The sequence below is a fragment of the Bacillus sp. HU-1818 genome, assembly GCF_022695965.1.
GTDB classification, from domain to species: domain Bacteria; phylum Bacillota; class Bacilli; order Bacillales; family Bacillaceae; genus Bacillus; species Bacillus atrophaeus.
Window position 1 is genome coordinate 95,537 of record NZ_JAAPBE010000001.1, and the last position, 18,786, is coordinate 114,322.

19 protein-coding genes and 8 pseudogenes are annotated in these 18,786 nt (G+C 35.1%); 3 read left to right on the top strand and 24 right to left on the bottom strand.

Annotated elements, in window-relative coordinates:
* Nucleotides 1-146 precede the first annotated feature (146 nt).
* The 5 genes and pseudogenes from GXP75_RS00520 to GXP75_RS00540 all read right to left on the bottom strand — a co-directional run bounded on the left by GXP75_RS00520 (nucleotide 147) and on the right by GXP75_RS00540 (nucleotide 3,846).
* Nucleotides 147-1,436: a Na+/H+ antiporter NhaC family protein gene (locus tag GXP75_RS00520; RefSeq protein WP_242555936.1), complete on the bottom strand. Its 1,290-nt coding sequence runs from the start codon at nucleotides 1,434-1,436 to the stop codon at nucleotides 147-149.
* A 351-nt stretch (nucleotides 1,437-1,787) separates the two neighbouring features.
* Nucleotides 1,788-2,107, bottom strand: a pseudogene (locus GXP75_RS00525) (SMI1/KNR4 family protein); the annotation flags it as partial.
* A gap of 144 nt (nucleotides 2,108-2,251) precedes the next feature.
* Nucleotides 2,252-2,861 (bottom strand): annotated as a pseudogene (locus GXP75_RS00530) (T7SS effector LXG polymorphic toxin); the annotation flags it as partial.
* A 100-nt stretch (nucleotides 2,862-2,961) separates the two neighbouring features.
* Nucleotides 2,962-3,515 (bottom strand): annotated as a pseudogene (locus GXP75_RS00535) (SMI1/KNR4 family protein).
* A gap of 77 nt (nucleotides 3,516-3,592) precedes the next feature.
* Nucleotides 3,593-3,846: pseudogene (locus GXP75_RS00540) on the bottom strand (SunI/YnzG family protein).
* Nucleotides 3,847-4,067: 221 nt separating this feature from the next.
* On the opposite strand from GXP75_RS00540, the pseudogene GXP75_RS00545 reads away from it, so the two are divergent.
* A pseudogene (locus tag GXP75_RS00545) lies at nucleotides 4,068-4,437 on the top strand (excalibur calcium-binding domain-containing protein); the annotation flags it as partial.
* A 267-nt stretch (nucleotides 4,438-4,704) separates the two neighbouring features.
* Here the strand turns inward: GXP75_RS00545 and satA are convergent.
* Nucleotides 4,705-5,226, bottom strand: coding sequence for a streptothricin N-acetyltransferase SatA (gene satA, locus GXP75_RS00550; RefSeq protein WP_242555937.1), 522 nt, complete (start codon nucleotides 5,224-5,226; stop codon nucleotides 4,705-4,707).
* 165 nt (nucleotides 5,227-5,391) lie between these two features.
* On the bottom strand, nucleotides 5,392-5,580 hold the full coding sequence (locus GXP75_RS00555; protein ID WP_106271468.1) for a hypothetical protein: 189 nt from the start codon (nucleotides 5,578-5,580) through the stop codon (nucleotides 5,392-5,394).
* Nucleotides 5,581-5,626: 46 nt separating this feature from the next.
* On the opposite strand from GXP75_RS00555, the gene GXP75_RS00560 reads away from it, so the two are divergent.
* Complete coding sequence (locus tag GXP75_RS00560; protein ID WP_242555938.1) at nucleotides 5,627-6,019, top strand: hypothetical protein; 393 nt, start codon at nucleotides 5,627-5,629, stop codon at nucleotides 6,017-6,019.
* 196 nt (nucleotides 6,020-6,215) lie between these two features.
* Here GXP75_RS00560 and GXP75_RS00565 read toward each other — a convergent pair whose 3' ends face one another.
* Both GXP75_RS00565 and GXP75_RS00570 read right to left on the bottom strand, forming a co-directional pair.
* Nucleotides 6,216-6,353, bottom strand: a complete 138-nt coding sequence (locus GXP75_RS00565; protein WP_242555939.1) for a hypothetical protein — start codon at nucleotides 6,351-6,353, stop codon at nucleotides 6,216-6,218.
* A gap of 14 nt (nucleotides 6,354-6,367) precedes the next feature.
* Nucleotides 6,368-6,567 (bottom strand): annotated as a pseudogene (locus GXP75_RS00570) (peptidoglycan-binding domain-containing protein); the annotation flags it as partial.
* A gap of 181 nt (nucleotides 6,568-6,748) precedes the next feature.
* On the opposite strand from GXP75_RS00570, the gene GXP75_RS00575 reads away from it, so the two are divergent.
* A complete protein-coding gene (locus tag GXP75_RS00575; RefSeq protein ID WP_061571806.1) occupies nucleotides 6,749-6,946 on the top strand; it encodes a hypothetical protein in 198 nt (65 codons plus the stop codon).
* A gap of 463 nt (nucleotides 6,947-7,409) precedes the next feature.
* Here GXP75_RS00575 and GXP75_RS00580 read toward each other — a convergent pair.
* The 15 genes and pseudogenes from GXP75_RS00580 to glnR form a co-directional block, all read right to left on the bottom strand.
* Nucleotides 7,410-7,991: pseudogene (locus GXP75_RS00580) on the bottom strand (PGRP and LysM peptidoglycan-binding domain-containing protein); the annotation flags it as partial.
* A gap of 575 nt (nucleotides 7,992-8,566) precedes the next feature.
* Nucleotides 8,567-8,743: an MFS transporter gene (locus GXP75_RS21535; RefSeq protein WP_214914408.1), complete on the bottom strand. Its 177-nt coding sequence runs from the start codon at nucleotides 8,741-8,743 to the stop codon at nucleotides 8,567-8,569.
* The gene (locus GXP75_RS21540; protein ID WP_396022442.1) at nucleotides 8,740-8,919 is read right to left on the bottom strand and encodes a hypothetical protein; all 180 of its coding nucleotides are present in this window, start codon (nucleotides 8,917-8,919) and stop codon (nucleotides 8,740-8,742) included. The genes GXP75_RS21535 and GXP75_RS21540 overlap by 4 nt, the downstream gene beginning before the upstream one ends.
* Nucleotides 8,920-8,945: 26 nt before the next feature.
* Complete coding sequence (locus tag GXP75_RS00585) at nucleotides 8,946-9,605, bottom strand: SLC13 family permease (RefSeq protein ID WP_242555940.1); 660 nt, start codon at nucleotides 9,603-9,605, stop codon at nucleotides 8,946-8,948.
* A gap of 115 nt (nucleotides 9,606-9,720) precedes the next feature.
* Entirely contained in the window at nucleotides 9,721-10,113 is a 393-nt protein-coding gene (locus tag GXP75_RS00590; RefSeq protein ID WP_242555941.1) for an SLC13 family permease, read from the bottom strand.
* 176 nt (nucleotides 10,114-10,289) lie between these two features.
* A complete protein-coding gene (locus GXP75_RS00595; RefSeq protein ID WP_088117221.1) occupies nucleotides 10,290-10,586 on the bottom strand; it encodes a methyltransferase in 297 nt (98 codons plus the stop codon).
* Nucleotides 10,576-11,070 carry a stage II sporulation protein M gene (locus GXP75_RS00600; RefSeq protein ID WP_214914414.1) on the bottom strand — a complete coding sequence of 165 codons (495 nt, stop codon included), beginning with the start codon at nucleotides 11,068-11,070 and terminating at the stop codon, nucleotides 10,576-10,578. The genes GXP75_RS00595 and GXP75_RS00600 overlap by 11 nt, the downstream gene beginning before the upstream one ends.
* A 56-nt stretch (nucleotides 11,071-11,126) precedes the next feature.
* Nucleotides 11,127-11,834 carry an ABC transporter ATP-binding protein gene (locus GXP75_RS00605; protein ID WP_242555942.1) on the bottom strand — a complete coding sequence of 236 codons (708 nt, stop codon included), beginning with the start codon at nucleotides 11,832-11,834 and terminating at the stop codon, nucleotides 11,127-11,129.
* Nucleotides 11,831-13,525, bottom strand: a complete 1,695-nt coding sequence (locus tag GXP75_RS00610; protein ID WP_242555943.1) for a hypothetical protein — start codon at nucleotides 13,523-13,525, stop codon at nucleotides 11,831-11,833. Before GXP75_RS00610 ends, GXP75_RS00605 begins: the two co-directional genes overlap by 4 nt.
* A 71-nt stretch (nucleotides 13,526-13,596) precedes the next feature.
* On the bottom strand, nucleotides 13,597-13,941 hold the full coding sequence (locus tag GXP75_RS00615; protein WP_106046534.1) for a circular bacteriocin, circularin A/uberolysin family: 345 nt from the start codon (nucleotides 13,939-13,941) through the stop codon (nucleotides 13,597-13,599).
* A gap of 24 nt (nucleotides 13,942-13,965) precedes the next feature.
* Nucleotides 13,966-14,619 (bottom strand): YIP1 family protein, encoded by a 654-nt coding sequence (locus GXP75_RS00620; RefSeq protein ID WP_242555944.1) that lies wholly within the window; start codon nucleotides 14,617-14,619, stop codon nucleotides 13,966-13,968.
* A 185-nt stretch (nucleotides 14,620-14,804) separates the two neighbouring features.
* Nucleotides 14,805-15,862, bottom strand: a pseudogene (locus GXP75_RS00625) (IS3 family transposase).
* A gap of 136 nt (nucleotides 15,863-15,998) precedes the next feature.
* Nucleotides 15,999-16,187, bottom strand: a complete 189-nt coding sequence (locus GXP75_RS00630; protein WP_242555945.1) for a hypothetical protein — start codon at nucleotides 16,185-16,187, stop codon at nucleotides 15,999-16,001.
* Between the two features lie 753 nt (nucleotides 16,188-16,940).
* Nucleotides 16,941-18,275 (bottom strand): type I glutamate--ammonia ligase, encoded by a 1,335-nt coding sequence (gene glnA / locus GXP75_RS00635; RefSeq protein WP_094232068.1) that lies wholly within the window; start codon nucleotides 18,273-18,275, stop codon nucleotides 16,941-16,943.
* A gap of 57 nt (nucleotides 18,276-18,332) precedes the next feature.
* On the bottom strand, nucleotides 18,333-18,740 hold the full coding sequence (gene glnR, locus GXP75_RS00640) for a transcriptional repressor GlnR (RefSeq protein ID WP_239813064.1): 408 nt from the start codon (nucleotides 18,738-18,740) through the stop codon (nucleotides 18,333-18,335).
* Nucleotides 18,741-18,786: the final 46 nt, after the last annotated feature.

The following is an 18,786-nucleotide window of genomic DNA, read 5'->3' on the forward strand; positions in this document are numbered from 1 at the left end:
CCCCACGGATCAAAAACTTTAACCAAGGGGTTGACTACGCTAAATTAGACATCACTCTCTATAATCATTTTTCATCATTTACATACATTTTTATGAATTCTGGTTAAAAAAAAGAAAAAGGTACCGTTTGGTACCTTTTTTTATCTTTATTTCGTATTTCTTGTGAATTTTGGTAGTCCGAATATAATGGCTATGATGCCGCAGATCCCGATTAAAACAGGATAGAAAGAGTAAGGCAAGATGCTGACAGGTGAAATATTTCCAAACTTCCCGGCCGATAACATCTGCGCGCCATAAGGAATTAAGCCTTGTACCACGCAGGAAAAGATATCTAAGATACTAGCCGACTTTCTATTGTCGATTTTAAATTCATCAGAGATATTTTTGGCAATCGGCCCAGCTGCAATAATAGCAATCGTATTATTGGCAGTAGCTAGGTTCGTAACGCTGACCAATCCGGCAATACCGGCTTCAGCACCTTTTTTCGAATGGATTCTTTTAGAAATAAATCCTAGTAAAAAGTCAATCCCTCCGTTTTGTTTCATGACGCCGACCATTCCACCAATTAACATGGAAAGAATGATAAGATCAGACATTCCGGCAATTCCATCCGTAATTGCTTTAAAATAAGATTCCAGCGTCAAGCTGCCGCCTGCAAACCCTATAATTCCTGTTAAGATCAATCCGCCAAAAATGACAGCCACCACATTAAAGCCAATTAACGCAAAGACTAACACGGCAACATAAGGAAGTACTTTAAACCAGCTGTAAGATTCAGCTCCGATATTTCCTACGTGTCCTGTAGGTATAAAAAATAATAAAATGACAGTTATGATAGCAGCAGGCAAAACGATCAAAAAGTTCGTTTTAAATTTATCCATCATTTGTGTTTTTTGTGACCGTACTGCCGCGATGGTTGTGTCCGAAATAAAAGAAAGATTATCTCCAAACATAGCTCCCCCGACAACAGCTGCAATAGCGATTGCAGTGGACAAGCCAAGTTCTCCGCTCAAACCGGCGCTAATTGGAGTAACTGCTGCAATCGTCCCCATTGATGTTCCCATCGAAACAGAAATAAAACAAGCAATGATAAAAAGCCCTGGCAGTATAAACTGCTGAGGAATAATGCTCAAAGCAAGGTTGACGGTTGAGTGTACCGCTCCCATCGCCTCAGCTGCAGAAGAAAAAGCACCTGCTAATATAAAAATGATAACCATAATAATAATATCAGGATGTCCCGCACCGGAAGCAAACCATTCTATTTTCTGATTGAGCGATTGCTTCTGGTTAAATAAAAGCGCGAAAGCAGATGCTATAATTGCCGCAATCAATATTGGCAATTTATAGAAATCTCCAGTCAATACACCGGAGCCGACAAAAAGCCCTACAAATAAAACTAGTGGCAATAGTGCCCAAGGATTTCCATTTTGTTTCATCTAAGTAGCCACCTCTATTTTCAGTATCAAAGTCGTTAAACATAGTCTAAGCAACATTCCATACTTTAAAAGGCTACAGTAAAAAAGTCAAGCGGAAAAATAGTATAGTAATTATTAAATTAATAACAGAAAAGATAGAAGGATTTTTCAAGGAGAGGAAAAAACACCTCATCAAACAGATTATTTGGAAAGTTCCATATACAAATAGGTTAGGTCTACTTAGATTAAACACCGAGCAAGCCCTTTGATGGGCAGGTTTTCGGGATGACCATCTTCAATTTCATGGCAGTGAACAGAAGCTATTTTACTGACACAAGAAAATCGATCAGAATAGGTATCAATCGCTATCTAAAGACTGTTATGATCGTTTGCTAAACTATAAAAACCCTCCAGCAATTGTGTGTCATTGTCCTTGCCCATCCAAGGATCTTTCTCTAAAGGTTTATAACAACGTCATACTCAATTTCATATGTTGTTTTTTTACTATCTAGATAACAGCCGCCAAATTCCTTCAAAAAGTCCTGATAATCAGAAGGTAATTGTTTTCCTATATTCATTTCAATTTCTTTGAGTTTTTCATTTGTATTAATGCTGGGATCTGTTTTTACATCAATTGAAAACTCTTTCAACTTTTGTTTGATATTATTGAAGCTCTCATTATACTCCCCCATTTGTATGGAAAACGAGTTAAAGACCTTCTTTACAGTTTTAATCGTCCCAGTCTTCATCCTCTTCCCAGTCATCTTTCGCTTCCTGAATCATGCATCAGTTGTAAATAGAACTAAGGAATATAGAGAACACTACGGCCTTCCTTAGTGAATTGGAGTGGCGTTTTTCCCTTTGCCTGTTGATTCCTGCAGCTTTTTAAAGTCTTGCTGAATAAATTGTTCGTTTGGTTCTGTTTCAGGGTATTCTGTTTTTAAATCCTCATCAAGCTTGTTTAGCTTATTGATTGTTTTTTCACGTTTGTCATCTGCAGAAGAAAGTTTGTCTTTGAAGTCTTCTGTTGAGAATATTTCAAGGGGAAGAATATCATTGATGTCGATTAATATGTCTTTCATTGCTTTTTTCTGTTCAGACATAATGGATTTTGATTTCGTGTATGCATTTACAAGTTCATGTTCTAAAAAAGATTCTTCTATATAAGCATCTGACATCTTTGTATCTTCAAGTTTTGCAGAAACGCTGCTTAAGAAAGTAATTTTCATGTCAATTAAATCAATCCAATTGTCAGCCACACCCGCATGATCTTGATAAAAATGCTTTAATGTTGTCGGCGCCTTTGCCGGAAAACTCACTGTCATCTAAATCAGCTACGTCCTTAAACGCTTTTCTTAGCTTAACCATTTGCGACCTTAGTTCCTTATACTCTTTGGTTCTTTTATCCGCTTCAGAGAGTAATGAATCAGCCTCAAATACCTTCATATCAGTTCTCCTTCCTAGCCCCACTCTATGTAAATTTTACCGCAATCATCTATTTGAATAACAGAAAAAGACAGCCAAAATGACTGTCTTATACATCACACTATCTTGTTCTATAATAATTTTCTGCGGTATAGTAGCGCCATTCCCAAAAAGCTTCCCCATTGGAGAGTATATACCGGTCTAGAAATATCTCAAAATTTAAATTTAATGGTGTATACTCCCCTATTTCTAATATAAAAAGATAGTTGGGATCACCTTTATCCAATTTATCTTTGTCGATCATCAAATGGCAACCTTCTAATAAGTGACCAATTGGGATACCATTGATACCTTCAAACAAATCCTCATATTTTAGTTCCTCTTCAATCTCTTCAAGGCTAAATAGCTGAAGTCCTCCACCTATATTCTCCCATCTGCAAGAATTTCGAAGATTTTCGCACCATTGTGCTGTGTAACAAACTTCTGATAATCCTCTGGAAGTGTAAGCTGGTGCTTAAATTCAAAGCTTTTAATTTCATTAAGGGTTGCTTTGTTCGGTGAAAAAGTAACAAGGCATTCCATAATATCCCCTTCAGAACAAAACAATTTAATGGCCCCTTTTTCATCTAAAAGACTTTTCAAACCATTTACAGTCTTATGAACAAAATTAGTCAAATACATCACCCCTATATTTATCAGAATAATTATCGTCACAATGATTGATGAATATAAGTAGTACGAGTATCAGTTGGTTAACCAGTAACAATCTTATTCATAATTGATGCAGTATCCGTGGTGAACAAAATATAAGTGTTATTTGTTGTTTTAATCACTACTCTACTGTATTGCCATAAGGAGTTCCTATTATTATTGCATTTTCCTCCTTCCCCCCATAAGTCAGATCAAGAGAGACATCTTTTATTTCTTTGATTGGAATTTCAATTTGGGATAGTTGCCAACTGATTTTAAGACTTTCATCGAATTTATCAACTTTTATGCCAAGCATGATCATATTCCCCTTTTGGTAATGACCATAGTAAAGTTTTAACATATACTAGAAAATATTAGACTGAAATATGAACATGTTAAGGAAAAATTAAATTCACAAATAATTGTATACAAGATTATATTTGTAGGTGGTCTACCGATATAGGTAGAGAACAAACATTCTAAAAGGGGGAAAGTGAAATTAAAGAAAGTAATATTATGCTTTGCTGCATTCACTTTGCTTGTGTTCAGCCATATGGCGAGGATACATCTAAACGGAATAGAATGGCTTGCAATGGCAAGCTGCAACTGGAGTTTGATAAAGGTGGAGGATTTAATGGTTGTGTTAAACAGAAAAACACTGCGGTTGGTTAAAAAGCAACGACATCTAAACCAGCAATTTCACAGCCTACAACTTCACAGGCATCAAGGAATATTTCCACTACAAAAGAAAACGGAGCTTCTTCTTCAGCTCAACCTGGTGGAACAGAAACGTTTGCAAATTGTACTGAGTTAAGAAAAGAAGTATCCGAATGGAGTACCCAGCTCACACCCTGCTTACCTATCTAAAAAGGACAGGGATCAAGTCAACTATGCTTGTGAACGATAATAGAAAGCCCTTTGCGGCTTTTTTTGTTTGAGACAAACTTAAATCCCCCACTTTGAAACTGCATAAATAGTTTCATTTGGGTTAGGATCATGATCTAAATATTCCCCCTAATGAGACACTAGAACACCGTATTTCATTTGAGGGCCAATAATCCATAAATCGCTGTTGTTTATTTGTTCCCATAGAATTTTAAAGTGCATTAGTATCCAGTTCTATTCTCTACCCCTAAATATATAGATAGACTTATTCATCAGGGAATTTAATTTATTAAAATTTATAGTACCAAAAAATTGCATACTCATTTGATGTTGAAAAGTTTGAATAAAGCATAGTATCAACTGCACCTATTACAAAGTTATTTTTGGCATAAAAATGACAAGCTGAAACATTAATATCTTGTGTTTCAAGCATAAGACCACTAAAGTGATTCTCCTTTGCCCACTCAATAGCTTTATTTAATAATGCTGTCCCAACACCATTTTTTCTATAATCTTTTGCAACTGCAATATCTTCAATTAGTGCATATCCATTCCAATTAGAACGAATCTTAATCCGGCCAACGCAGGTGTTATCAACGTAATAAAAAAATACAACTTTCCCCTCTTCTTGAATATAACTGTTATCAATTTCATCATCTTCATATTTCTTGATATAAGGTTCAGAAAATACCTCCTCTGTATATTTCCAAACATTGTTTTCAAATGTTGGGATAATTCTTCCCGACACAATGAAACATTCGTTTGGTTTATTAAAATCCTTCATATTAAATTGAGTCATTTTAATTATCATATCAATCTCCTTCCAAACGAAATTATATGTATACAGCTTGTATTATATCGTTATTTTCTCTTCGTCTTTTTCCCAATTATATTGAGTCTTTTGCTGCTGGATTTAAATTAACTGTTTTTTTATAAGTTATTTCGCCTGACCAACCAGCAGAAGCTGAAGCACTAGCTATTTGAAAATAGCTTTCCCATATTGGTAAGTGTAGTTGTTACTTACCCGGATATCATAAAGCTTAATGCCTGCAGCTTTTATTGCATAGTACCCAGTGGCAGTTTTAGACTGTGTTGCTTGAGTCTTAATTTTATCAATTCCAAAATCTGTGCTTACACCCATCTCAACTGTAAAACCATTTCCCAAATCAATCTTCTCATAGTGTATATTATTATTAAAGGAGGGAGATCACTTGATCAAGATTATATTGTCCTTTGTTTATATTTTTGGATTCATTATACTTAGCAGGTGGTCATTTGACGGAATTTTTCAAGAAGGTAACATTTCGATATTAGGATTGATATGGTCTTTAATATTCGCCTTTTTTGTAGGTTTCTACATAGGCATCCCTTTCGCATTTAAAAAAATTACTGAATCAAAACATTTAAGGCTGTCTAAATTAAAAACACTTTGTTTATTAATTGGACTTGCTGTCTCTCTGTTGGTCATTTCCTATACCTCATCATTATACCTTCTCAACAGTGTAATGATTTACACAGCCCTTATTGGTTATCTTTTAATTTGCTTATCGGGATTATCGATAACACTTTTCTTAAAACCTATTAAAGAGGAAAAAACACAGTGATCATTACTTTTCTAATAGCTTTAACTGCCGGAATCATCTTCTATTTTGGAAAATCCTTAAGTTTTCTGCTTGTTATAATCATGTTTATTGCTGTTTGCCTTGTGCTGAAAGTCAATGAATACATTACTAAAAAAGGAAACAATGAAAATTCATAACGAAAAAAGAAGCCCTCTCATTATGAGAAGGCATTTTTTGTTTACTTGGTTTTAACCTGCACATACTTATCAGCAGCCGTAATATACAGACCGGATTTCAGCTTGTACATTTTTGATCCTTTGACTGTTACTGTTATAGATTTGATCACGGTTTTTAAATGGTTAAAAGTGCCCCCCATGTTGGAGGACCTTTTTATTTCAATAATGCTTCCAGTTTCGATTTCGTTTTCGGTCCGTAAACCCCATCAGCTGCCAGCCCGTACATTGACTGGAACCGTTTGCTGCTTTTGCTGTCTTTGCTCCGTAATAGCCATTAATTCCAAAGTTTTTAGCGCTTTTATCCGGATAGAAATAAGAAGCCGCCAGCGCTTTCTGAATCTGTGTAATAGATTTCAACGATGATAGACTTACGGTTCCCGGTGCCATTTGTGCCGTCTCCTGTGTGCCCGTTTATTCAACCAATCATTTTCACCTAAATGCTTTTGTTTCGAACTGCGCAAAAATTTTTTTTGTTCAAATCCACACACCATTTTTACAGTAAAGTAATACTTTATAAAAAAATGGAGGAAAAATCATGAACGATAATCAATATAAGGATTATATTATTGGTACTGTTATTTCGTTGTTAGACATTCTAGTAATCATTCAAAGTAAGGACAATCAAATTTTAAAAACTGTACTTGTTGTCCTTTTAAATACGGTTACAAAAGATCATTTAATACGCATTTTATTAGTTTTGTTGGCTATTATCTGGAGTGAGGTTTCAGAGTAGAAAGCAGACCAGATTATATACTATTTGCGCGATCTTTTCCATCCTAAGCTTCTTGCATAAACATGCTCCGTTAGTTGAACAACAAAAGTGTCTACAGTAGCAAACAAAGCTTTAACTCGTAGTTCGTGTGACTTGGGTCTAATAAGATAGGATTCTTATTTTAAGAAAACTGTACAAAATAACTGCTCACTTAGGCTATTTAATACATTAGGATATTTATGTACAAATGTTTATATAATAACTCATCCGTACATAAGGATGAGGATTATTTTATTATTAATATACACACAAGTTTACAGAGATACCTAGGTTTAGGTAATGTAGTTCTCATTGTCAAAAGGTGCTTTTATGGAGTGTAATAGCATTGGAGATATAAACAAAAACAATCACCTCCTACTTTAGTGACATATAAAGAAAAAAGAGACAGGTATATAATGAGGTGCAAATCTATTCTTCCTCTTAATTATTTCAAGAGAGATTCAATTTTCGCTTTCGTCTTAGGTCCATAAATACCGTCGCTTTCAGACTATTTACTGACTGAAACCGTTCGACTGCCTTTGCTGTTTTCGGGCCATATACACCGTCAATACCGTAATTCTTTGCACCTTTATCCGGGCAGAAGTATAGCATCGCCAGCGCTTTCTGAATTTGCTTTACTTTATCCCCTTTTGTCATCGGGCTTGTTACTTTAAAGACACCCGAAGTCAAGGAGTAGGCTATTTTTTTTCTATTTGATTTAGTGCCGGAAGAACTGGAGCCTTTAAGTTTCAACTTTTGGCCAACTTTGATTTTATTCGGATCCTTAATGTTATTCCAGCTCTGAAGGTTTGCCACGCTTACTCCTTTATCCTTAGCAATTCCTGAAAGAGTATCTCCCTTTTTTGACTGTATAAGTTGAACCTGACGAATCCCCTGAAGAACTAGGAGTCTTTCCGCCCAATGCCTTTAATTCTTTTTCAATGGCAGCCTTAACCTTGTTCCATCGTCCCTCTGATAAGATTCGGTGCGGACAATACTTGTCATTCCAATCTTGATGCTTGCGGACTCAATCAACCACTGTAAAGTATGGGAAGTATTAATTAAATTCAAGGAGAGAAAAAACAGATGGAATATGCTAGTTTTCTTTTAGACGATAACAGTAGAGCACTAAATTGTCCAACTAGTCATATTTGTGGTACATATTGAATTAACAAATGCATTGGGATTTCAGTTGAGGATGAATATGATCCACAAACCTCGCGGCACAAATTGGAAGGTTGTGAAACTCTTCTGGAAGGAAATGCTCGTTTTTGTCATAATTGTGGTTTAGCATCTACATAATACTTAAATGATATATTAGAAAATTGGGAAGAGAATAATACTCAACAACTAATCGATGAAATTCCATTTTAAAATCTGAGGTTAAGTGAACTAATGGCTACATTCAGAAAAAAGAGGAGACAAATGGGAATATCGTGTCTCCTAGTAAACAGTAATAACCCACATGTAAAATCCTCCATATAATTCAATTTTAATAAGTTGTTTTTTGTTCAGATGTTGCTTTACTGTTTAGCCCATTATTTTTCTTGTTCAAGCTGCTTGTTTTAGCTAAACTCATATTCTTCGTTTCAGGTGCCATAATTAAAGAAACGATAAATCCTGAGTTACTCCCAATCCGTATTTGCTAAGAATTATAGGAAATAAAAATGTACTGATAGATGAACCTATTCTGCTTACTCCTGTACCAAAACCCAATGCCGTTCCCCTGATTTTTGTCGGAAATAATTCATTTGGATAAATCCATTGATGGATCGTCATACATTAAAAATTCCGTAAATAACAAATAAAGTTATTGTGAAAGCGAAGGACATTTGCAAACTTGAAGTAAATCCGAGGATGGCTAAAATAATCGCAGACACTAAAAATGGCCAAATTAATACATGTCTCCTTCCAATTTTTTCGACTAAATAAATAGCCGGTATTAACCCGCACATGTAAAACAAGCTTGTAATAGCAGAACCTAAAAATTCACTGTTCCCATCGGCGAAACCGAACCGGCCCAATACTTCTGGAATAATTCAAACAAGAAAGCTGATTTCACAATAGGCAAAAGTGCATAATAATAAGCATCTGTGCTTGTTAACATATCAAGAGGCACTCCAAGAAAACCAACAATGATATGTAGAAATGGCAGAAGAAATGCTGGCAGAATATAAACACTATCCACCGCAATTGCTTTCAGCATACCAGTCCCTTCAAGGATTCCTAAAAATGATCCTGCAGAAAAAATAACAGCTGCCATTACAAGGGCACTGGGTGCATGTACCTTGATACGCTCCATTTGTATTTTCACATTAGGGTAGTTAATTAAAAGTGCGAGTGATAGTCCAATCATAAATGTATAACTCGCAGGGATGATATTCAATACAAGAATGGACACCACAGCGGCAAATAAAATGAAGTTAACCCAGATGAGGTGATATCGCTTTAAAGCAGCATTTCCTGTTTCACTGATGGAGTTAAAGGCGCGATCCCAATCCGCACCTTCAAGTTGAACGGCTGCGACCTTTTTTGCAGCTATTTTCACTTGTATGCGCTTTTGTTCTCTTTTTCCTAAAATAAAGGCCATCCCTAACACAAACACGACACCAATGAGCTGAATCGGTATGAGCGGTACCATAATTCTGACGGACTCACATTTAGTACACTTGCTGCCCGTCCAGTTGGTCCACCCCACGGAACCATATTGGTTAAGCCGGCACTAGTCCCAATTAACAACAACAGTAAGTAAGGACTCATATGTGCGGAAGCAGTACGGGTACAGTTAATAAAAAGGTTGTAGCTCCTGCACCGTCTAAGTGTGAGATCATCCCAATTGCAGCTGTACCCATGGAAACGGTGACAACATTCCCCTTAGTCAGCTTGATTAATGCTTTGATTACAGGTTCAAAGAACCCTGTATCTTGTAAAATGCCAAAAAATAAAATGGCGAAGATAAACATGGTCGCCACTGACAGTACTTTGATAATCCCTTCTTCAAAAAAGGTTTGAATATCATTGATACCAAATCCGGCAATGAGCGCCCCTATCAAAGGCACCATGACCATGGCAACAATCGGACTTGTTTTTTCCAAAATCAGCAATACGACAATCGTTAAAATAATCAGCAAACCAATAAGCGTTAACATAAGCCCCTCCCCCTACAATAAACCGTTTACATACCTATACAATGATAAAAAAGGATGGAGAACCCATTCATAGTGCGGGATGGAACATGTCAAAAAATAATTCAAATTATTTATTTAAAACGATATAAAATGAAAAAACATCAATTAAGGACGTTTTTTGATTGAGAATTAATCACTTATTTTAACCAAAAGAAAGTAACTGTAATTAAAAGTATTAAATATAGGGCCGAAAAAATTCTATAAATACCTTTTTTGAATTGTAAAGGCGGGGATATAAAAGTTACTAAAATGGTCGGGCCAAACAAAGTAATCAAAAAGTACCTATAATTAAAAAAGAAAGTACAGATTGAAAGTAGTATTGAAAAATAAAATACTATTATAAATGAAGTATTAACTTTACTTTTCGTTTCTTTTTGTTCTTCTTCTGTATGATCATCCAGTAATTTATCTATCTGCTTTTTATTAATAAACATAAGAGCCTCCTAATGTTAATTTGTTAAGTAAATAAGGGGTTATTAATGCTTCTGTAACAGCAGCAAGTAATGTCAATAAAAATAGTATAATAACAAAGTACAAAAAATCTAGTAAAAACTGTTTTTTTGAAAAATAAATACCCCTTATCTTCATATATACGAAATCTAACAATTTGAAACCAAGTGCTCCCGACAAAATCATTGCAGGAATCTCAAAAATACCGTGAGGAACCACAGCAGTTAATATAAATAAGACATCGTTTCCATGGTCGGTGATACTATGTAAAGAAGATAGACCGACTAAGAAGCCATTCAATAGTAATAAGATAGATGTTAAAATTCCAAATGTAAACATTGAAAAAATGAGAAATAAATTCGCTGCAAAATTATGTGTAAAATAACCTAATACTGTGATATTTTGAACATTATCTTGACTAAGGCTAGGTATAATATTGTTAAAAATCACACCAAGAACTAAACCCACTATGTAAAAGGAGCTTGCTATATAGAGTATACGCTTATTTCTTTTTATTAATTCCTTCATTTTAGTATCGTATCCATATCCCTTATAATCAAATCTTCAAAATCCTTTATGTCTGTAAGGTGATTATATTCTTTAACTAAAGTACCATTAATCAGTATTCCAACCTTATCACATAGTTGTTGTGCTATGTTTACAAGGTGTGTAGACATGATGACAGTATTCCCCTGTTCAGCATAACGTTTGAGAAAACTTTTCATCATCTTTGTAGTGGGAGGATCAAATGCACCTAATGGTTCATCTAATATTAATATTTCTGGTTCATGAAGTATGGCTCCTGCAACAGATAACTTATGTTTCATACCAAAAGAAAATGTAGATATCATGTCATTTTCATTATCATTCAAGTTAAATTGACTTAACAAAAGATCTATTCTATCATTTTTAATCTCATAAGGGACATCTTGTAAATCAGCAACAAACTCAAGATACTCTCTAGGTGTTAAATAATGATAGAGAAAAGGTGCGTCTGGAACGTATCCTATATATTTAAGGTAAGAGGATCTTTCAGATTCTAAGGTTTCTCCTTTGATAGTGATTTTACCTTCGTAAGGTTTCACTATACCAAGGATACATTTTAAAAGAGTTGATTTACCAGCTCCATTTGGTCCAAGTAAGCCGTACACTTTGCCTTTCTCTATCTTTAAATTAATAGATTCAAGGATCAGTTTATCTTTATATTTGAAAGACACATTTTCAATGTTCATGTTTTCATCTCCCAATTTTTCGTTCCTATTCTTTTAATCCAAAAGTAATAAAAGAATCCAATACCTATAACAAATAAAATGGTACCTGTCACAATGATTGAAAAGAATATTCCCCTATTAATAATATCAAATGTAACGAGAACGCCTGTGATACCATACAACTGAAGGTAAAATGCCAGTAACACTCCAAGAATAGTATGTTCAAAAAATGATGCTTTAACAGATGAACCAATGTCTTCAAAGTTCTCCCAATCTAAACGAGGATAGAGAAATGTCCCAATAATTTGCCCAGCACCTATGATAAGACTGATGGAGTTAATCATGATGAACAATATAAATTGCGTCATAATATCTAAGTTGAATAACAATAAGATAAATAGATATAACGTATTCATTAAAATAAGAATCACAGATAAGTGCAATAAAGATTTTCCTGCGATCAATTTAAAAATAGAAGCGCCCGAACTCTTATAAACATAAAGGTTCTCACGCTCTGCATCTGCTGAAGTTACGCCAAGTAATCCCTCTCCTAATAAAGATGTGTTATAAGTCACAGCAAATAAAATTGGGTAGATAACAAAGATATCTGAGAAATCAAACCACATTTGATTTAAACTAAGACCTATCAATACACCTAGTTCTATTGCAATCATATTAATGGAAAGTACCAGTCGTTTTTTTATTGTAAAATTAGCTCTTAATAATGCAGTAAGGTCTTTCTTTAGAATAGCAATATTTTGCCGTGGTAAGGCCTTTTGTAAGAAACTTAAAAAAGGCAACTTGATTGGTTTTAATTTTGGCAAAAGATTATTAGGTACTGCTTCTTTTATAATCAATACTTTCAAAATTAAATTAAAGGTAATAAAGATGAAAAGGCAACCTAAAGCAATATAACCTATAGAACATATAAAAAATAAATGTACATCACTTGTTGAAAGTAAAAACCAATTTGTAGGAAGCCAATTGGTGGTCAGTATCGTATCTAATTTAAATAGATATATGAAATTGCCAATAGCTTCAAGGAGATCATTTTGATAAAAATAATTAAGTCCAATCCAACCAAGAAAAGTAGTTGACATGGCAGATAAACAGGCAATTCCTAAAAGGGATAACAAGCTTTTTGATCGTGAATTTAAAATGTTATGGAGAAATTTAGAATAAACGATGTATGTAAGCGATGAATAAAGACTTGTTAGTCCAACAATAAATATTAGCAATGATGGAAATGATAACAAAAGATATATACGATCATGTGTAGAAAAATTTATAAAAAAGAGTATAGGGAATAACACTACTGTTAATTTAAACAGGATGTTTAGAAAAATTGTTGTGAAGAACCTTGATAATAAAATTTTTTTTGGATCCGTTTTTAAAGTATGGAGAAGAAGAAAATCTTCAGGATATACATATCGATGTATGATATCAGTCGATGATTTTAATATATTCAAAACAAAAAAGAGAATGATAAAGTTAGTACCTAGTGTTAGAATATGCTCTGGAACTTCAATTAAAAGAGTCTGTGAGGCTTTATATAGAATAAATAGATACACTAAGAAAAAGGGCGCAAAGACAAATAGAATTTTATTTGATTTAAGTAAATTTTCGCTTGATGGAAAAAAATAAATCAAGCGATTTAAAGTTCGTCTATAGGTTAGTTTAAAGTTTGCAATGAGAACCCTTTTGTTGAGCATGTGTATATTCCTCCTAGAACGAAAATAAGGAGGAGTAAATTATACTCCTCCTTATTTTCCATTTGATCATTTTACCATTCAGCAGCATATTTCTTGCCGTATTTTTTAGCTAGCTTTTTCGCTGTAGCTACCATTGCAGCTGTAATTAGACCAGTTCCGCCCAAAACAACAGCCAATAGGCTGAGAATTGTTAATATATCACCTGTTGTCATAATAACACCGATTGCTACATAGGCTGTTTTTCTACTAATTCCTAGGTTTGTTGAAAGGTCTAAAGCGAACTGATTACCTGAACTAAAGTCAATAGAAGCTAAACCTGCAATACCTTCTGAAGAGCCCATAAGGAAAGTAGCAATGGCAAAGAGAGAAACTACACTTGTAACACTTACAATTTTAAAAAGATTGCTATTTTTCATCTTGAAATTTCACCTCCTTTCAGTTTATAGAAATAAACTGGTTGAAAAAAGAGAAATAATACCTAAAGACATTGTAATACTAATGATTATAATGGTTTTTTTATAAGAAATTTGATGTGTTATTTTTAAGGCAATACACCCTAAAATGGTAGACCACCAAAAGAAAGGATCGATAATAATATTCAAGATAATACCTAGTGGCTGTTGAGAATTTGGGTAAATAACTGAAAAGGCAAAATCACTACCTAAAAAGAAAGAAAAAATAATGAGTATTGTAAATTTGATGCCTATGGGTATGATTGAATAAATAAAACTAGGGAAAAATTCTTTGGCTGTAGCGGCCCCGCCAATTAATATCCCAATAATATGTATAATAAAAAAGCTTACAAGAACCATCGAGGTAAATTGAATAATACCTAATACTAATGTAATAATCATAATGAGTGTATTCATATCAGTTGTATAATCAATTCCATTGACTCGAAATGAATTATTAATCAAGGTAGAGAGTGTTGGGAAGATAGCTAAATAAAAGCCTAAAAACAGACTCAATACAGCTAGGAAGACAAACCAAGAATGACGATAATTCTTATCACTAGAATACTTGATTAAAAGAAAGTCTATAGGAGAAAATATGAAATGATGTATTAGAGTAATAAAGTTGTGTTTGTTATCCATAAATGCTCCTTTTATAAAAAAAGTATTTTTTGTTAATTCTATTAAATAATGTATCATATTTTACAATGTTTGTTCAAGATGGAATTTTATTTATAAAGTGAATTTAAGGTTGAATTGTTTCGTAAAAATCGAAAAGAGTGCCTCTGGGACTGACCCCTGTTTTTGAGACAGGGATCAAAACACCTTTATACAGCCAATTGCCGATAGTTTACCGGTGATTGGTTGTTTAGTTTCGTTTGAATACGAATGTTGTTATAATAATAAATGTATTCTTTGACAGTGCGTTCTACGATGGCGGTTGTAGTTCGGTCAATGCTGTTAAGATAGAACGTTTCAGACTTTAGTGAGGAATGAAACGATTCGATGGAGGCATTATCAGCGGGCGTCCCTTTGCGGGACATACTCATGGTAATGCCTTTTGTCTTAACTGCTTTCTGGTACTCATAAGATTATACACAGAACCTTGGTCACTATGTAACAGGCAGTTCTCAGGCAGTGTTGGCAGCTGATCAAGTGTGTGTAAGACAAAGTCTGTGTCCTGTTTATCTCCAATCGTAAAAGTAATCACTTCTCCGTTGTATACATCCAATATACTGGAAAGATACAATTGCTTCTGTCCATAAGGCAATAGGACGATCAGACTGAAAGTTCCGATCCAATATATTATCGACCACGGCATGTGGCTGCCCATTCTTCTTACGCTTCTTCACCTTAACCTGGCACTGCCACTGATTTTTTTGCATCATACGTTGAAACAGCTTTATGGTTAATACGCATTCTCTATGGCTGTGATTTTTCGATATCCATATCGATACTTATGCTCTCGGCACAACGCACCGATTTGTTTCTCTAGTCGTTACTTAGAAATACTCTTAGTCAGTTCCTTTTTCCATCTATAATATGAAGCGCGTGAGATACCTAAATGGACACAGATGGCCTGTACCGTCATTGTTTCCCTCAATCCTTCTACCAGTTTGATTGACGTTTCCCTATCAACTTCCTTTCCAATTCGTTTGTACTTTTTTAAAACTTTATTTTGTTTTCTCATATAACGATTCTCTGCCTGCTGTTTCTCTAATTCGGAAGAATACTCCGGACCTTTTCCGTAAGTGTATTGCTTTCCAACTGGCTGTCGGTGTGTATCCCCAGCCTTATACCAGCTGACCCATGTCTGAACCTGCGTCTTATTCTTGATATTCAGTTCCTCCATGATTATGTCTACAGCCTTCTGTTTGACTTCCATCGGATAACTTCTCTTGTCCCCATAGAAAAACACCTCCAAGTCTAATTTCGGATAACAACCATCCGTTTTCAAACTTGAAGGTGTTTTTAATTTGTCTCATCTTATGGGGCCAGTCCCGGATGCTTTTTTATGAATTTTATTTTCTTTTCACATCAAATTGCGTTACAAGTCGCATATTAACATTTGCTATACGCTTACCATCTTCAAACTCATACCAATGTTCACATTCTTGCAATTCTTTTATAAGTGCTATCTCAGATTCTGCAATTACTTTAGCTGTTCTTACATTTTCATTGTCAAACCAAAAATCAACTACAATTTTCATAAACTTTCACCTCTTGCTTTATTATCAGACAAGAGGTCTAGAAATGAAACAGTTCGGAAAATTTGTCGAACGATTCCAATTAAATCACATATTCTTTCTAAACTGGCATCGCACTCAAGCAGCATTAACAGCCAATTGTCTATCCTGAGATTTACCGAAAGCAGTTTACAGAGAATATAAAAACGACCACCAATAGTGGAAGTCGCTTATGATTTTGAACTAATATCATATTAACGAATTTTAAGTGAAACAATTTGATATTCTTAATTTTTTATTGGGTCAGCAAAATTTACTTCTTAATTCATCCCGAATGTTGAATAGATAAGGTGAAGAATTAAAAGTGTTATTTAAAGAACTAACTATTTCTTAGTCGAGACCTATAATATTTAAATATTCAGCTATAGTATAACGCCCTTCATCATTTCCTCATTCAAATCTATTAATGCGTCTATCTGTAAACACAAGTTTTTTAAAGCGTGATTCGCTTTGCATTTATATTCTTTATATAGAAATCAAACGCTTCCTCTTTTTCGTTTTCTAGTAAACCATTTCTAAAGAGAGCACCCAAAATTACAAATTTAAGTGATTTCATATTTGGAAGTTTTGTCCTCCGAAAATTTCGTACGCTTTCATTGTCGTTGTAAAATAATGTAATATATTCCAGGTGTGTTCCTGAAATGGTTTGTTCAAGCCCATTCTATTGACCAAAATACAAAAATCCCCTGACACCAATAGTGCCAAGGGATTGAGAGATTAATATTGAGACATATACTGTTCGCGCTCCCAAGGATGGACTTGCGTTCTGAACATATCCCACTCGATTTCTTTCGCTTCGATGAAGTGTTCGAATAAATGCTCCCCGAGAGCTTTTACCATGACTTCGTTTGATTTGAATTCGTCTAGAGCTTCTGCAAGAGTTGCCGGAAGGTCTACGATTCCGTTTTCCAGGCGTTCTTCTTTACTCATGACATAGATGTTGCGGTCAATCGGCTCCGGTGCTTCAAGTTTGTTTTTGATTCCGTCAAGACCTGCAGCAAGCAATACGCTTAGTGCAAGGTATGGGTTCGCAGCCGGATCAACGCTTCGCACTTCAACACGTGTGCTGATACCGCGGGAAGCCGGGATGCGGATTAACGGGCTTCTGTTTTGTGCGCTCCATGCAACGTAGCAAGGGGCTTCATAACCAGGCACAAGACGTTTGTAAGAGTTTACTGTCGGGTTTGTGACCGCAGTGAAACTTGTTGCGTGCTTCACAATTCCTGCAATAAAGTGTTTCGCTGTTTCGCTCAATTCAAGGTCAGCATTTTTGTCATAGAATGAGTTAACGCCATCTTTGAAGAGTGATAGATTGCAGTGCATACCAGAACCGTTTACGCCGAACAATGGTTTCGGCATAAATGTCGCATGCAGACCGTGCTTACGGGCGATTGTTTTTACAACTAGTTTAAAAGTCTGAATGTCGTCGCAAGAACGGATCGCTCCAGCGTATTTGAAATCAATTTCGTGCTGCCCCGGAGCAACTTCGTGGTGGGAAGCTTCGATTTCAAAGCCCATTTCTTCAAGTTCAAGAACGATATCGCGGCGGCAGTTTTCGCCAAGGTCTGTCGGCGCCAAGTCGAAGTATCCGCCTTTGTCGTTTAATTCTAAGGTAGGTTCGCCTTTTTCATCTAATTTAAATAAGAAAAATTCAGGCTCTGGTCCGAGATTGAAATCACTAAATCCAAGATCTTTCATTTCTTTCAAAATCCGTTTTAAATTGTTTCGAGGATCACCATCGAATGGCGTTCCATCCGGATTGTAAATGTCACAGATGAAACGTGCTACTTTACCTTTTTCAGCTGTCCATGGGAAGATAACAAATGTATTTAGATCAGGGTACAAATACATGTCAGATTCTTCGATACGAACAAAACCTTCAATTGAAGAACCGTCAAACATGCATTTATTATCCAGTGCTTTTTCAAGCTGGCTCACAGGAATTTCAACGTTTTTGATTGTTCCAAGAATGTCTGTAAATTGAAGGCGGATATACTTAACGTTTTCCTCATTTACTAATTTTACGATATCTTCTCTTGTGTACTTTGCCATTTCGTAAAACTCCTCCTCTAAAAGGTAAATGTATATAGCAAAACAGTTGCTAACGGATTAATGAAAGAATCGGGACATATCACCCTGACGGAATGTATTCCCCCGTTGGAAACGCCCTGCCTGTAAGAGCTCATTTTTCAGAAGCTTTCTCAACTCGTCGTCAGACAGATCGTGCTTCATCGGTTTTTTCGTTTTCTCATTTTGCTTCTCTTCTGCTTCAGCCGATGCCTTTGCCAGAATTTGTTTGATCCCTGCCATATTCACACCTTGTTCAATCAGGTGCTTAATCTCTAACAGTTTATCTACATCATGGAAAGAAAATAATCGTCTATTCCCTTCGCTTCGTGCCGGAAATATCAGTCCATTTTCCTCATAATATCGAATTTGGCGTGCAGATAACTCTGTTAACTGCATGACAATTCCTATTGGAAATAAAGGCATTGAGCGGCGAATGTTATCACTCATCTCAATTTCCTCCTCTTCTTAACTTAGTTTTATTATAGGTCATGTA

Bases quoted from the DNA above. Each gene is read 5' to 3' on its own strand.
- GXP75_RS00520 (WP_242555936.1), bottom strand. From the start codon at position 1,436: ATGAAACAAAATGGAAATCCTTGGGCACTATTGCCACTAGTTTTATTT.
- GXP75_RS21540 (WP_396022442.1), bottom strand. From the start codon at position 8,919: ATGTGCGGGTTAATACCGGCTATTTATTTAGTCGAAAAAATTGGAAGG.
- satA (WP_242555937.1), bottom strand. From the start codon at position 5,226: ATGATAATTAAAATGACTCAATTTAATATGAAGGATTTTAATAAACCA.
- GXP75_RS00575 (WP_061571806.1), top strand. From the start codon at position 6,749: ATGAACGATAATCAATATAAGGATTATATTATTGGTACTGTTATTTCG.
- GXP75_RS00605 (WP_242555942.1), bottom strand. From the start codon at position 11,834: ATGAACATTGAAAATGTGTCTTTCAAATATAAAGATAAACTGATCCTT.
- GXP75_RS00615 (WP_106046534.1), bottom strand. From the start codon at position 13,941: ATGAAAAATAGCAATCTTTTTAAAATTGTAAGTGTTACAAGTGTAGTT.
- GXP75_RS00565 (WP_242555939.1), bottom strand. From the start codon at position 6,353: ATGGGGGGCACTTTTAACCATTTAAAAACCGTGATCAAATCTATAACA.
- GXP75_RS00620 (WP_242555944.1), bottom strand. From the start codon at position 14,619: ATGGATAACAAACACAACTTTATTACTCTAATACATCATTTCATATTT.
- GXP75_RS00585 (WP_242555940.1), bottom strand. From the start codon at position 9,605: ATGGTACCGCTCATACCGATTCAGCTCATTGGTGTCGTGTTTGTGTTA.
- GXP75_RS00590 (WP_242555941.1), bottom strand. From the start codon at position 10,113: ATGTTAACGCTTATTGGTTTGCTGATTATTTTAACGATTGTCGTATTG.
- GXP75_RS21535 (WP_214914408.1), bottom strand. From the start codon at position 8,743: ATGACGATCCATCAATGGATTTATCCAAATGAATTATTTCCGACAAAA.
- glnA (WP_094232068.1), bottom strand. From the start codon at position 18,275: ATGGCAAAGTACACAAGAGAAGATATCGTAAAATTAGTAAATGAGGAA.
- glnR (WP_239813064.1), bottom strand. From the start codon at position 18,740: ATGAGTGATAACATTCGCCGCTCAATGCCTTTATTTCCAATAGGAATT.
- GXP75_RS00630 (WP_242555945.1), bottom strand. From the start codon at position 16,187: ATGAAAATTGTAGTTGATTTTTGGTTTGACAATGAAAATGTAAGAACA.
- GXP75_RS00595 (WP_088117221.1), bottom strand. From the start codon at position 10,586: ATGTTTATTAATAAAAAGCAGATAGATAAATTACTGGATGATCATACA.
- GXP75_RS00610 (WP_242555943.1), bottom strand. From the start codon at position 13,525: ATGCTCAACAAAAGGGTTCTCATTGCAAACTTTAAACTAACCTATAGA.